The sequence below is a fragment of the Streptomyces sp. NBC_01429 genome (genome assembly GCF_036231945.1).
Taxonomy (GTDB): domain Bacteria; phylum Actinomycetota; class Actinomycetes; order Streptomycetales; family Streptomycetaceae; genus Streptomyces.
In genome coordinates, this window is sequence record NZ_CP109599.1 from 1,799,676 (window position 1) to 1,813,661 (window position 13,986).

Consider the following 13,986-nt stretch of genomic DNA (forward strand, 5'->3'; position numbering starts at 1 on the left):
CTTGTCGGCGGACCGTTTCGGCCGCGTAGCAAGAAGGATGGGTGGAGGCGGCGCGCCACTGGCTCCTTTTCGCCCCAGATTTCATCCCATCAGGTGATGGGTGTCCCGGGAGGCTGGATCAGACCGCGCTGATAGGCGTACCGGACAGCCTGGGCCCGGTCGCGCACCCCGGTCTTGGCGAAAAGGTTGTTGATGTGGGTCTTCACGGTGGCCGCCCCGATGTGCAGCCGCTGGGCGATCTCCTTGTTGGACAGCCCCTCGGCGACCAGGGCGAGCACCTCGGCCTCCCGCGCGGTGAGCCCGTCGGGCAGCTCCGCCGCGGGCGCGGCGGGCGGCGGGGCGGTGACCCGCTCCAGCAGCCTGCGCTGTACGGAGGGGGCGAGACCGGCCTGCCCGGCCAGGACGTCCTCGACGGCCCGGACGATCTCCTCGCCCCGCGCGTCCTTGGTGAGATAGCCGCGCGCTCCGGCCTGGAGCGCGGCGAACAGCGAGTCGTCGTCGGCGTACGTGGTGAGCACCACGACCTGTGTACCGGGGTGGTCGCGGCGGATCCGGCGGGTGGCCTCCACGCCGTCGCAGCGCGGCATCCGCAGATCCATGAGGACGACATCGGGATCGAGTTCGGCGACCAGGGCGACGGCTTCCTCGCCGTCCCCGGCCGCGCCGACCACCTCGATGTCCGGCAGCAGCCCGAGCAGCATCACGATGCCCTCGCGCACCACGGACTGGTCGTCGGCCACGATCACCCTGGCCGTCATGCCGGCACTCGCAGACGCACGCTGAAACCCTTCTCGTCAGGGGCCGGGGCGCCGGTATCCCCGGGCGCGCACGGCCCTCCGGAACCACGCGGTCCGGCGGAGTCGGCGGAATCGGCAGCAGCGACGGGACCGGCGGGACCGGTCTCCAGAGTGCCGCCGAGCAGCTCGGCGCGCTCCCTCATCCCGAGCAGACCGTACCCGGAGCCGGACGCCGGCAGCCCGGCCGGGCCCTTCCGCCGGCCCCCGGAGTCCCGTACGACCAGGGTCACGTCGTCGGCGCCGTAGCTGAACAGGATCGAGACCCGGGCGCCGGGGGCGTGTTTGCGTACGTTGGTGAGCGCCTCCTGCGCCACCCTGCGCACCGCCTGGGACACCTCCGCGCGCAGCGGCCTCGGGGCGCCCTCGACCACGACCTCGGCGCCGTCCGTCGCGGCCAGCTCCCGGAGGTAGTCCCCCAGCGGCGCCATCTCGCCACGCAGCGCCGACAGCGCCTGACGGGTCTCGGCGAGCCCCTCGCGCGCCATGGAGCGCGCGGCGACGACGCGCTCCAGGATCTGGTCGCGGAAGGGTCCGTGCGGTTCCTGCTCGATCCGCAGCCGCGCCGCCTCCAGATGGACGAGCTGCGCGGAGAGGCTGTGCGCCAGCACATCGTGGATGTCACGGGCGATCCTGGCCCGTTCGGCGAGGGCGGCCGTCTCCGCCTCCGCCGCACGGGCGGCGCGCTCCTGGACCAGCAGCCGGTGGGCGTTACCGCGCGCCTCGGCGTCCAGCCGCAGGGCGTAGCCGCCGAGGAAGAGCCCGCCCGTGGTGATCAGCGTGGAGAACAGTCCTTCGCCGGTCAGGATCGTGTACCCGGTGAACGCGGTGAGCGCGGTGGGCAGCGCGGCGACCAGCGGCAGCCGCTGGATGCAGGTGACGGCGCAGCCGCACCACAGCACGACGGCGGCGACCCCGAACCCGGTCCGATCCGCCGCGAAGGCCGCGCTCAGCAGCAGGACGAGCAGCCCCACCGAGGGCCACAGCCGGTGCTCCAGGGTGGCGCGGTAGAAACCCCAGGCACAGAATCCGACCGCGAGGATCCCGGCCATCGCCGCGACCGCGCCCCAGCCGGAGACCTGGCGCTGGCTGAAGGTGGACCACAGCAGCGCGCCGCCCACCAGCAGCCGTACCAGCCGGGCCAGCCGCCTTCTGGCATCGGTCAGGCCCGCACGGGCGAGGGCTTCCCGTGCGGGCCAGGCGGTCCAGGGCCGGGGCGTCACACGCGGTCCTTCCACGGCGCGGTGGCCATGTGGTCACCGTACGACGCGGCCGGTCCGTTCGAGGGCTGGAGCGCGCGGGCCCGCTGGGCCAGCAGACCGCCGCGGACCAGCAGGGTGGCGGCGAGCGCGAGGAGCAGCGCCCCGGTGCCCTGGTGGACGCCCAGCAGCACGCCGAGGCCCATCAGCCCGAGCCGGGCCGCGATGCCCACGCCCCAGACCGCCGCGGTCGCCCGGGTGCCCTTGGACCACACCGTGCCGTCCGGCCCGGTCCGGATACGGCTGGTCAGGGCCCAGCCCACGCCCATGAGCACACCCACCACCAGTTCGACGCCGATCAGCAGCGCCGCCACCGTCGCGTGGTCAGGGTCGAGGAGCCGGGGCTCGCGCAGGGCCATGACCGCCAGGACGACGGGCACCACCAGCCACTTCCGCCCGCCGGTCCTGATCTGCTGGGCCTTGAACTGACGGGCCACGACCAGGGCGACGACCGCGACGATCGCCAACAGGTTGACAAGTGACATGGGAGCCTCCGGGGACGGGAAGTACAACGACTTCGACGTTACGGAGACGACCCGGCCCGGGGCATCGGAGCGCGGGTGGAACGCGGGTGGAAGAACGGCCTCCACCCGTGGGTGGAGGCCGCTTCCTACAGAGGTGCCGCGCTGGGGGTGCCGCGCGGGGGGTGCTCAGGCGTCGATGCGCGAGCGGTCGAGCGTCGCCGCCGAGCTGGTGATGAACTCCTTGCGCGGCGCCACCTCGTTGCCCATCAGCAGGTCGAAGATCTGCTCGGACGACTCCAGGTCACCGATGTTGATGCGCCGCAGGGTGCGGAAACGCGGGTCCATCGTGGTCTCCGCGAGCTGGTCGGCGTCCATCTCACCGAGCCCCTTGTAGCGCTGGATGGAGTCCTTGAAGCGGATGTTCTTGCGCTGGTACTCCAGCAGCGTGCGGCGCAGCTCGTTGTCCGAGTACGTGTACACGTACTTGTCCTGGCCCTTCTTGGGCTGGACCAGCTCGATGCGGTGCAGCGGCGGCACGGCCGCGAAGACCCGGCCCGCCTCCACCATCGGCCGCATGTAGCGCTGGAAGAGCGTGAGCAGCAGGATGCGGATGTGGGCACCGTCGACATCGGCGTCGACCAGGAGCACGATCTTGCCGTAACGGGCCGCGTCGATGTCGAAGGTCCGGCCCGAGCCCGCCCCTATGACCTGGATGATCGCGCCGCACTCGGCGTTCTTGAGCATGTCCGAGACGGATGCCTTCTGAACGTTGAGGATCTTGCCGCGGATCGGGAGCAGCGCCTGGAACTCACTGTTGCGGGCGAGCTTGGCCGTACCGAGCGCGGAGTCGCCCTCCACGATGAACAGCTCGCTGCGCTCCACGTCGTCGCTGCGGCAGTCGGCGAGCTTGGCGGGCAGCGAGGAGGACTCCAGCGCCGTCTTCCTGCGCTGGGCGTCCTTGTGCTGACGGGCCGCGATCCGGGTACGGGCGGCGGCGACGGCCTTCTCCAGCACGGCGCGGGCCTGCGCCTTGGCGTCGCGCTTCGTCGATGTCAGGAACGCCTTGAGTTCCTTGGCGATGACATTGGCGACGATCCGGTTGGCCGCCGAGGTGCCGAGGACCTCCTTGGTCTGGCCCTCGAACTGCGGCTCGGCGAGCCGCACCGTGACCACGGCGGTGAGGCCCTCCAGGGCGTCGTCCTTGACGACGTCGTCCTCGGCGACGCGCAGCATCTTCGCCGAGCGCAGCACCTCGTTGACCGTCTTGGTCAGGGACCGTTCGAAGCCGCTCACATGCGTGCCGCCCTTGGGGGTGGCGATGATGTTCACGAACGACCTGACCGTCGTGTCGTACCCGGTGCCCCAGCGCATGGCGACATCGACGCCCAGCTCGCGGGTGACCTCGGTGGGAGTCATGTGGCCCCGGTCGTCGAGGACCGGCACGGTCTCCTTGAAGGTGCCCTGCCCGGTGAGGCGCAGCACGTCGCAGACCGCCTTGTCCTGCGCCAGGTACTCGCAGAACTCGCTGATGCCGCCGTCGAAGCGGAAGGTCTCCGGGGCCGGGCCGCCCTCGTTCTCGGCGGCGGCCCGCTCGTCCCGGACGACGATGGTCAGTCCGGGGACCAGGAAGGCGGTCTGGCGGGCGCGCTGGTGGAGCGTCTCCAGGGAGAGCCTGGCGTCCTTGAGGAAGATCTGCCGGTCGGCCCAGTAGCGCACCCGGGTGCCGGTGCGGGTCTTCGGCACCCGCTTGGCCTTGCGCAGTCCGTTCGCCGGGTCGAAGGGGCTGTCGGGGCCCTGCTCGGTGAACATTCCGGGGACACCGCGCCGGAAGCTGATCGCGTGGGTGGAGCTGTTGCGGTCCACCTCGACGTCCAGCCGGGCGGAGAGCGCGTTGACGACGGAGGCGCCCACGCCGTGCAGACCGCCCGAAGCGGCGTACGAGCCGCCGCCGAACTTTCCGCCGGCGTGCAGCTTGGTCATCACGACCTCGACACCCGAGAGGCCGGTCTTGGGCTCGACGTCGACGGGGATGCCCCGGCCGTTGTCCTTGACCTCGACCGAGCCGTCCTCGTGGAGGGTCACGTCGATGTGGTCGCAGTGGCCGCCCAGGGCCTCGTCGACGGAGTTGTCGATGATCTCCCAGAGGCAGTGCATCAGACCGCGGCTGTCGGTCGAGCCGATGTACATTCCGGGGCGCTTGCGGACCGCTTCGAGCCCCTCAAGGACGAGCAGGTGCCGCGCGGTGTAGTTGGAGCCGTCACGGTCTGCTGTCAGCAGCGCTGTGGACGGCACGGACGTATCGGCGGTCACGCGGTTCGCTCCTCGCTGAATTTGAGATGTGGCCCCGTGGGGTAAAGGCCCGGCGTCTGTCACCGGTCAGAGGGTACAGATGCCTGGTAGAGCCGTTGTCACGCCACCCTCGCCCTTTTCTCATGCTAGTCCAAGGTCGCATAGGTGTTCGATCCTTCGTTGGAGTGAAGCACACATCACGTTCCCTTCCAGGCATGAACCATTTAGGCTCCGGGCACGTCCTCATCAACAACCGGCAAGCCAGCCGGGCGAGGGCACCCCCGACAAGCAACGCAAGCGACGTCAAGAAACGCGAAACCCGTAGAGCGAAGCCCAGCGAAGCAATACGGCTCATTCGCCGCCAACCGTCGGCACCCGGCCGCCACGGAAGAAACTTTCGAGGAAAAGCCGCGAGCGGGAACGTTTTCGGCCTGGTTGGATGTTGACCCTGGTACGACAGCTCGTCGAGCTAGAGAAGAGGCGACGTGACTACTGTTCTGACCCCCGCGAGCCCGCTGACCGCGGCTGACCGCTGCGACCGGTGCGGCGCCCAGGCATATCTGCGCGTCCTCCTGTCCAGCGGTGGTGAACTGCTCTTCTGCGCCCACCACGGTCGCAAGTTCGAGCCGGAACTCAAGAAGATCGCCGCGGAAATACAGGATGAGACCGACCGACTGACGGCCGTACCGGCCGGCGGCGGTGAAGAGGAACACTAGACACCTCGCATCCACGACGAGCCAAGGGGCGGTCCTCGCGACCGGCCGACGGGCGACCAACCCAGCACCACGGGGTGGCCGCCCGTTCTCGTCACTGTGGATCCGGCCCGCAGGCGCCGATGCCGCCTGGGGCTCAGCTCCCCACGCGCGCTCCGGACGCCTCGGCGACCAGGCGCAGCCCCGTGGTCACCCGCGTGTAGACCCCAGGGCTGTCGGAGCGCCCGCAGCCGCTCCCCCAGGAGACCAGGCCGATGAGTCGCCCCTGGGCCACCAGCGGCCCCCCGCTGTCGCCCTGGCACGCGTCGTGCCCGCCCGCCGGATCGCCCGCGCAGAGCATCGTGGCGGCCTCGTAGCGGTCCCCGGAGCCCCCCGGGTAGGCCCGGGAGCAGTCCTGGTCCGGCAGCACCGTCACGGCCGCCGAGCGCAGCGCCATGGCGTACTGGCCGTCGCCCGACGTGTCGCCCCAGCCGTAGACCGCCGCCGCGGCACCTGGCGCGGAGGCCGGGTCGCCGGGCTCCGCCGGCTGGATCACATACCCCCCGGGCAGCGCGTTCGCCAGGGTGAGTACGGCCAGATCCGGACCGTCACCGCTCGGCGCGTACCCCGGGTCCACCTGTACGGACCGTACGGACACCTCCCGCCCGCCGCTGCCACGCAGCCGCTCACGGCCCACGATGACCCGCAGGTCCCGCACCTCGCTCGCGGGTCCCCCGAGGGCGTCCTCACCCATGCAGTGGGCCGCGGTCAGCACTTTTCTCGGTGCCACCACCACGCCCCCGCAGAACTGGCCCGCCCGGGACGTGCCGAACCGGTCACGGCTCGACAGCGCGACCACCCAGGGGCTGTCGGCCGACTTCACGGGCCGGCCGCCGATGACCACCCGGTCGGCGGAAGCGGGACCGGCCGTCGCGAGCGGCAGCACGGCGCCGGCCGCGATCACGGCCAGCCCGCCGGACAGCACTCGGGCAAGGGAACGACGCATACAGAATCCTGACTCTCCGGTGAACAATGACCTACCCAGAGTCATTCAACCTGTTCGGCCCCGCACAGCGGCGCACAAACGCGAAGACCCGGAGCCTGGAGGCATCCGGGTCTTCGTCAATGCTCGCGCGCGCCCCCTCGCACCGGCCGGACCGGTGCGAGGGGGCGCGCGTCAGCCGAGCGGCTCGACCGCCTAGTCGAGGTAGTCGCGCAGCACCTGCGAACGGGACGGGTGGCGCAGCTTCGACATCGTCTTGGACTCGATCTGACGGATGCGCTCACGCGTCACGCCGTAGACCTTGCCGATCTCGTCCAGCGTCTTGGGCTGGCCGTCGGTGAGACCGAAGCGCATGGAGACCACGCCCGCCTCACGCTCGGAGAGGGTGTCGAGCACCGAGTGCAGCTGCTCCTGGAGGAGCGTGAAGCTCACCGCGTCGGCGGGCACGACCGCCTCGGAGTCCTCGATGAGGTCTCCGAACTCGCTGTCGCCGTCCTCGCCCAGCGGAGTGTGCAGCGAGATCGGCTCGCGGCCGTACTTCTGGACCTCGATGACCTTCTCGGGGGTCATGTCGAGTTCCTTGGCCAGCTCCTCCGGGGTGGGCTCGCGGCCCAGGTCCTGGAGCATCTGGCGCTGCACGCGCGCGAGCTTGTTGATGACCTCGACCATGTGCACCGGGATACGGATGGTGCGGGCCTGGTCGGCCATGGCGCGGGTGATCGCCTGACGGATCCACCAGGTGGCGTACGTGGAGAACTTGTAGCCCTTGGTGTAGTCGAACTTCTCGACCGCGCGGATCAGACCGAGGTTGCCCTCCTGGATCAGGTCCAGGAAGAGCATGCCGCGGCCGGTGTAGCGCTTGGCCAGCGAGACCACCAGTCGGAGGTTGGCCTCCAGCAGGTGGTTCTTGGCGCGGCGGCCGTCCTCGGCGATGATCTCCAGCTCGCGCTTGAGCTTGGGGGCCAGCTTGTCGGAGTTGGCGAGCTTGTCCTCGGCGAAGAGACCGGCCTCGATGCGCTTGGCGAGTTCGACCTCCTGCTCGGCGTTGAGGAGCGGGACCTTGCCGATCTGCTTGAGGTAGTCCTTGACCGGGTCGGCGGTGGCACCGGCGACGGCGACCTGCTGCGCGGGCGCGTCGTCCTCGTCGTCGTCGGAGAGGACGAAGCCCTTGTTCTCGCCCTCGGTCTCCTCCTCCTCGCCCTTGCCGGCCTGGATCTCCTCGGTCGGCTCCTCGCCGTCGACCTCGTCGGCGTCCTTCTTGCCCGCGGTCTTCTTCGCGGTCGTCTTCTTGGCGGCCGTCTTCTTGACCGTGGCCTTCTTGGCGACGGTCTTCTTCGCGGCGGCCTTCTTGGCGGGGGCGAGGGACTCGTCGGCCCCCGCGTCCGCGCTCTGTGCCGCCGGGGCGGCGCCGGCGGCCGCGACGGTCCTGGTCGTCGTGGTCGTCTTGGCCGCGACGGTCTTGGTGGCGGTGCGCTTGACCGGGCTCTTCGCTGCGACGCTCTTGCGGGTGCGCTTCGGCGACTCCGCGGCACTGACCATCAGCGTCACACCCTCTTCCTCGAGGATCTGGTTGAGGCTGCGCAGAACGTTCTTCCACTGGGTTGGCGGAATCTGGTCGGCCTCGAAGGCGCGACGCACGTCATCGCCGGCGATCTGCCCATCAGCCTTTCCCCGCTCGATGAGCGCCATCACAGACTCGGACTCGGCGATCTCCGGCGGGAGCGTACGGGATGTGCTGGCCGACACGAACAACCTCTCGGAACGATGGAAACGGCTTCCGGCCCCGCCCACGATCGGGCCGGAGCCGACGACCGTCGGCTGGGGATGTGCCGACGGCGCGGGCTTGCGCCTCGGAGCTGAATACAGCGCCACGGCGTGGCGTACGTATTCCTTCCTCGGCAGTCACCTCTTAGGTCATCGCACTGTCTCCAGGAGTGTTACGCCCAATCCACGTGGCCCGAGTCACACCCCAATCGCGACAAGTGACCAGAAGCGGGATTTAAGGCTCACCCTCGCGTCGCCGGACCCCGGGGCCCGGCGACACACGACGCGTACCTCCCCGTGCGCCCCGGCCCGGGAAACGTGCTCAGTGCTCGCGCGGCGCCGGAACGACGCGCTCCACCTCCGGCTGGACCATCAGCAACTGACGCATGGCCGACTCCGCTGCGGCGCCGTCGCCGGTACCCAGCGCGTCGACGATCCGCGCGTGATGACCGACCGAGATCTCGGTCGGACGGTCGCATCCGGTGATCGGGCCGCCCGAGACCTGGAGGGCGGCCGAGACGATGCCCGAGAGGTGTTCGAGCATCCGGTTGCCCGCGAGCTGGATCAGCAGGGAGTGATATTCGGCGTCGGCGCGCGCGAAGGTGATCGAGTCACCCTGGGCGAGCGCGTGGCCCATGATCCCCACCATCTCGGAAAGGCGCTGCTGGACATCCGTCCGGCCGTGGCCGGAGGCCAGCCGCGCGGCGAGGGGCTCGATCGTCCAGCGCAGCTCGCTCAGCTCACGGCGCTGGTCGTCGCGCTGCGGTCCGAAGGCGCGCCATTCGATGATGTCGGGGTCCAGCAGGTTCCAGTCGCTCACCGGACGGACGCGGGTACCGACATTGGGCCTGGCGCTCACGAGCCCCTTGGCCTCGAGAACGCGCAGCGACTCCCGCACCACCGTGCGGGAGACCTCGAAGCGCTGGCCGATCTCCTCGGGAACGAGCGGGCGGTCGGCGCCCAGGTCGCCGGAGACGATCATCTGACCGAGCTGCTGGACGAGTTGGCCGTGCAGCCCGCGGCCGCGGCTGCCGGTCGTGCGGCGGCCCACCCGGCCCAGATCGGTATCGGCGCTGTCCCAGACGGGGGCGGGCACGCGATCGGCGCTGGGCGCCTCCGCGTACGGGTAACGGTCGAGTCCACCCGGGTCGGCGAGGCCGGACTCGACGGAGCGGGCGGCGGTCATCATGGTGTGCGCAAGGGTACTCACGCATCCTTTGTCGGCGTTGATTCCACCGCCCTTGAGGTCTTTGGTGAAAAGCACACGAAAGGGTGATCGGCGCCCGCCCCTCGATTGACGCCTTATCGGAAAGAAGCGGGCGTTATCGGGGGAGTTGCGGACACCGCGGCACGGTCCGGTCGTTCCGTGGTCACCAACGGGCCCTCCGGCGAAGGCCGGTGAGCAGATACGCGCAGAGCAGGACCGACAGTGACAACGCGAGCGCCGCGGCCACCGGCTGGGCGACGAGCCCGACCGTGGCCATCAGCCAGTGGTCCGCCTGCCGGGGCCATTCCAGCCAGGTCAGCTCGCGCAGCCTGTCCGGGAGTCCGACGAACGAACGCACGGACGGTCCGGCGAGCGCCTTCTGTACGAGGGGGCCGACCAGGGTCGGTACGGCGACGACGGCGGCCATTCCGGCGATCGTGATCCGGAAGACCCCGGCGCCCAGCAGCCCGGCCCAGGCGCAGCCGACCGCCAGCCCGGCCCAACCGGCGCTCAGCGCGATCCAGTTGTCCGGCACGGGCGCGGCCGCCGCCCCGTACGCCAGGCGCAGCGCTCCGGCGTCGGCCAGCACCGACAGGGAAGCGAGGAGCAGGGCGGCGCCCGCCGTCACGACCAGCTTGGCGAGGAGCAGCCCGAGGCGGCGCGGGACCGTGCCGCGCGCGCCGGCGAGCGCCGGATAGCGGTACTCGTCGCCGAAGGAGAGCGCGCCGAGCAGGCCGGCGCCGAGGGCCGCGGGCGGCAGCGGCAGGATCGCGGGCCAGGCCGCCAGCAGCCCGGGCAGCGGGGTGGCGCCGGTACGGGCGAGGGGGACGGCGAGGGCCACGGAGGCGACGAGTACGGCGGCCACGATCAGCGGCGCGCTGCGCACCCCGAACATGCGGCGCAGCTCGTAACGCACCGGCCGGAGCGGGCTGCGGACGGGACGCGACGGCAGGGGCGGCGGCAGCGGGACGGAGCCGCCGCGCGGGGCGCGGGCGGCCCCCGCCTCGGGGGCGGACGCGGGCCCGGGCACGCGAACCACTTCGGAGCCGGGAGCGGCTTCGGGGTGACGCGCGGCTTCCTCGACTTCGGGGCCGGGGGCGGTGGCGAGGGCGGTCGCGGCGGCGGGGACGGTCACGGCGAGGCCGGGGATGACGGGGGCCGGGACGGGGGCGGCCGCGGCGGGTCCGGCGTCGCCGATCTCGTCAGCGAGCTGGTGGACCAGCACGCCGTGCCGGAAGGCGGTCTCACCGATCTCCGGGCAGCTGCTGCCGTACACGGTCAGCAGACTGCCCGCGTCCTCCCGTGTGACCACCTCGACGGAACGGCGGCCCGCGCGTGCCTCCCGGTTCAGCGCGTCCGCGAGACGGGCGGCGTGCGGGGTCCTGACGGCGACGCGGGGGCGCAGCCGGGTGCGGGCGAAGGACGCCGCGTCCTGGTCAGCGACGAGCCGGCCCCGGTCGATGGTGACGACACGGTCGGCGGTCCTGGCGGCCTCCTTGGAGTCGCTGGTGGTGTAGAGGACGGTGCCGCCGTGCCCGGCGTGGGCACGCAGCAGTCCGAACAGCCAGCTGTTCTCCCGGGGTGAGAGACCGGCAGAGGGAGCGTCGAGCACAAGGGTGTGCGGGTCGCCCAGCAGAGCGGAGGCGAGGCCCAGCCTGCGGTCCATGCCCAGCGAGAGGGAGCCGAGGCCCTCGTCGCGCAGCGCGCCGAGGCCGACGACCTCGATGAGTTCGTCGGCGCGCGAGGCCGGTACGCCCGCGGCGGCGCAGAGCATCCGGAGCTGCCCCCGGACGGTGCGCGCGGGGTGACCGGGCACATCGCCGAGGAGCACCCCGATCTCGCGTGCGGGGTGGGCGATGCGGTGGAGCGGTCGGCCCCGGAAGCAGGTGACCCCACGCCCCGGTTCGAGTTCGAGCATCAGCCGCAGCGCGGTGGTCTTCCCCGCGCCCGGGGCGCCGAGCAGTGCGGTGACACAGCCCGGCGGGGCCTCGAAGGTCAGATCGTCCACGGCCGGGGGGAGGTCGCGGCGGGGGGCGCTGGTCAATCCGATGGCCTGGAGCATCGCTTCTCTCGCGGGGAGGTGAGACCGCTCGGCGGCGGAGCGGGTACCGCAGCAAGATAACGCCATATATCCGACTTGCGAGGTAAGGCGTCGCCCGGGTGTCCGATCGGGGGCCCCGCCCCCTCCCCTCCCTCCCCCTCCCGCCTGCCCTCCTTCTCGCCCGGCCCCTCCCCTGCCCCGCTTCAGACCTCGGGGCGCAGCATGGGCGGGTTGAGGACGGTCGCCCCGCCGGCCCGGAACAGCTGGGCGGGGCGGCCGCCCTGCCGGGTGGTGGTGCCGCCCGACGGGACCAGGAAGCCCGGGGTGCCCGTCACCTTGCGGTGGAAGTTACGGGGATCCAGCGCCACGCCCCACACCGCCTCGTACACCCTGCGCAGCTCGCCGACGGTGAACTCGGAGGGGCAGAACGCCGTGGCCAGCGAGGAGTACTCGATCTTGGAGCGGGCCCGCTCCACCCCGTCCGCGAGGATCCGCGCGTGATCGAAGGCGAGCCGGGCGGACTGCTCGTCCTCTCCGGTGAACTCCCCCTCCCCCTTGAGCAGGGCCTCCACGGGGGCCCAGCGCGCACTGTTGGCGTCTCCCCCGGCCCGGGGCGCCGGCAGGTCGGGAGACAGTGCCAGATGGGCCACGCTGACCACCCGCATCCGGGGGTCCCGTACGGGATCTCCATAGGTGGCGAGCTGTTCGAGGTGGGCCGCGTTCCCGGGCGCGGGGGACAGCGGATCGTGTGCGCAGAGGCCGGTCTCCTCGACGAGTTCACGTGCCGCCGCGCCGGCGAGGTCCTCATCACCCCTCACGAAGCCGCCGGGCAGCGCCCACCGCCCCTGGAAGGGCGGCTCGCCGCGCCGCACGACCAGCGCGCAGAGCACATGGCGGCGCACGGTGAGCACGACCAGATCGACGGTGACAGCGAACGCAGGAAAGGCCGACGGGTCGTAGGGGGGCATGCGTTGATCATAGTCGTCTGCCTGACGATAAACACTCCTTCCGCCATCCTCGGTGGGGACTTCTTGGCCATCTCTCCGATCTCTCCGGTCCGCGCGCCACCGGCCGCCCCGCCGCGGCCCCCCTCATGCCCGTCAGCCGCGCGCCGTCCGGTGTGCCGTCGTCACCGGCCGCTCCTGCTGCCGCGCTCGCCGCTGCGCCGTCCCGCCCGGTCGCGCGCCGTCCGCGCACCGGCTCGCGGTCCCGTACGGGGCTGGACCCTGGGTGCCTTCGGCCGACGCGACCCCGAGGACGGACGGGCCGCGCCTTCTCGCCTCGAAGGCCCGGCGGGCCGGCACGAGCCGGGCACGGCGCGTGCGTCGCGCTCCGCCCGCAGACAGCGGCGCAGCGTCTCCGGGTCCAGTCCCTCGTTGCACGCCTGATGCAGCAGTTGGGCGAAGACGTACTTCGGGTCGAGCCGCAGGGCCAGGCCGAGGGCGACCCGGGCGGCGGGCTCGTCGCCGGTCGACCAGGCGACCCATCCGGCCAGGGTCAGGGGGGCCGTCGCGTGTTCGGCGTAGGGGCCGACGCAGCGCCGGGACAGCGCGCGCCAGAGCCGGAGCGCGGACGCCGCCTCGGCGCCTTCCATCCACTCGGCCGCCCGGTCCCGGGTCTCCCGGTCCTGGAGGCCGAGGATGACGGCCGCCGCCTCCTCGTGGGTGATGAGTCCGTCGTCCTCGGTGTCCTGTGCGACGTTGCCACTGTCCGGTGCTTGCTCCAGCCGCCTCAGGAGGCCCCGGGCCAGTTTCAGCGTCTCCTCGCCGACCCGTTCGCGGCTTCCTCCGGACAGGATCCTGGGGACGAGCGCCGCGCCCGCGTTGTCCAGCGCCCGCTCCTGTTCCTCGGTGGCCGGGGTGCTCCAGGGCTCCAGACGGGCCTCCATGTCCCTCAGGGACCCGCGCACCCGCACCCCGGCGTAGGCGGCCGCGGCCGCCATCACCGACGTACCGGGCAGGGCCAGTCCGGTGCCTTCCGGAGGACAGCAGCGCGTATCGGGACAGCAGTAGGACCAAAAACGCCCGTCGGAGATACAGAGCACCTCGTGCACGGGCACGTCGAGCCCTCCGCAGGCGGTGCGCAGCCGTTGTGCGAAGGGGCGCAGCCGCTCCATCACCTGCCGGCCCGTCTCTCCCCGGGCCGGGTCCTGGCAGAGGAAGGCGACAACGCCGTGGGGCCGGGAGCCGCGCCGTTCGCTGCCCTCGATCAGACACTCGGCGAGCTGCTCGGCCACCGGCGCCCATTCCCGGGGCGAGCGCGGAATGCCGAGCCTGAGCCGCCCGCCGAAGCGGCCGCGGTCGCCGTGGAGGGCCACCATGACGACGGAGTCGTTCGGGTGGAAGCCGAGCAAGTAGGGAAGCGCGTCGGCGAGTTCGGCGGGGCTGCGCAGGGTGATCTGCTGTTCGTCGGCGGATCCGGTCGATTCGTGGTGCTTGTGCGTGTTCATGGCTCGACGGTCCCGTGTCGGGCG

The 13,986-nt window shown here is 71.7% G+C and carries 11 protein-coding genes; 1 reads left to right on the plus strand and 10 read right to left on the minus strand.

Annotated features, from left to right (window positions below):
- Positions 1–89: 89 nt before the first annotated feature.
- The 4 genes from OG627_RS07375 to OG627_RS07390 all read right to left on the minus strand — a co-directional run bounded on the left by OG627_RS07375 (position 90) and on the right by OG627_RS07390 (position 4,827).
- Positions 90–758 carry a response regulator transcription factor gene (locus OG627_RS07375; RefSeq protein ID WP_329062652.1) on the minus strand — a complete coding sequence of 223 codons (669 nt, stop codon included), beginning with the start codon at positions 756–758 and terminating at the stop codon, positions 90–92.
- Complete coding sequence (locus OG627_RS07380) at positions 755–2,017, minus strand: sensor histidine kinase (protein ID WP_329062653.1); 1,263 nt, start codon at positions 2,015–2,017, stop codon at positions 755–757. Before OG627_RS07380 ends, OG627_RS07375 begins: the two co-directional genes overlap by 4 nt.
- Complete coding sequence (locus tag OG627_RS07385) at positions 2,014–2,538, minus strand: DUF1453 domain-containing protein (protein ID WP_329062655.1); 525 nt, start codon at positions 2,536–2,538, stop codon at positions 2,014–2,016. The genes OG627_RS07380 and OG627_RS07385 overlap by 4 nt, the downstream gene beginning before the upstream one ends.
- A 165-nt stretch (positions 2,539–2,703) precedes the next feature.
- On the minus strand, positions 2,704–4,827 hold the full coding sequence (locus OG627_RS07390; RefSeq protein ID WP_329062657.1) for a DNA gyrase/topoisomerase IV subunit B: 2,124 nt from the start codon (positions 4,825–4,827) through the stop codon (positions 2,704–2,706).
- A gap of 464 nt (positions 4,828–5,291) precedes the next feature.
- Between OG627_RS07390 and OG627_RS07395 the strand changes: the two genes are divergently transcribed.
- A complete protein-coding gene (locus OG627_RS07395; RefSeq protein WP_030350144.1) occupies positions 5,292–5,522 on the plus strand; it encodes a DUF7455 domain-containing protein in 231 nt (76 codons plus the stop codon).
- Positions 5,523–5,655: 133 nt separating this feature from the next.
- Here the strand turns inward: OG627_RS07395 and OG627_RS07400 are convergent, their stop codons facing one another.
- The 6 genes from OG627_RS07400 to OG627_RS07425 form a co-directional block, all read right to left on the minus strand.
- Positions 5,656–6,504 (minus strand): S1 family peptidase, encoded by an 849-nt coding sequence (locus OG627_RS07400; protein WP_329062659.1) that lies wholly within the window; start codon positions 6,502–6,504, stop codon positions 5,656–5,658.
- A gap of 192 nt (positions 6,505–6,696) precedes the next feature.
- On the minus strand, positions 6,697–8,247 hold the full coding sequence (locus OG627_RS07405; RefSeq protein ID WP_329062661.1) for an RNA polymerase sigma factor: 1,551 nt from the start codon (positions 8,245–8,247) through the stop codon (positions 6,697–6,699).
- Positions 8,248–8,587: 340 nt separating this feature from the next.
- A complete protein-coding gene (locus OG627_RS07410) occupies positions 8,588–9,475 on the minus strand; it encodes a FadR/GntR family transcriptional regulator (protein WP_329062663.1) in 888 nt (295 codons plus the stop codon).
- Positions 9,476–9,635: 160 nt separating this feature from the next.
- Entirely contained in the window at positions 9,636–11,534 is a 1,899-nt protein-coding gene (locus OG627_RS07415) for an ATP-binding cassette domain-containing protein (RefSeq protein WP_329062665.1), read from the minus strand.
- Positions 11,535–11,716: 182 nt separating this feature from the next.
- Positions 11,717–12,481, minus strand: coding sequence for an NUDIX hydrolase (locus OG627_RS07420; protein WP_329062667.1), 765 nt, complete (start codon positions 12,479–12,481; stop codon positions 11,717–11,719).
- A gap of 161 nt (positions 12,482–12,642) precedes the next feature.
- The gene (locus OG627_RS07425) at positions 12,643–13,962 is read right to left on the minus strand and encodes a DUF4192 domain-containing protein (RefSeq protein ID WP_329062669.1); all 1,320 of its coding nucleotides are present in this window, start codon (positions 13,960–13,962) and stop codon (positions 12,643–12,645) included.
- Positions 13,963–13,986 lie beyond the last annotated feature (24 nt).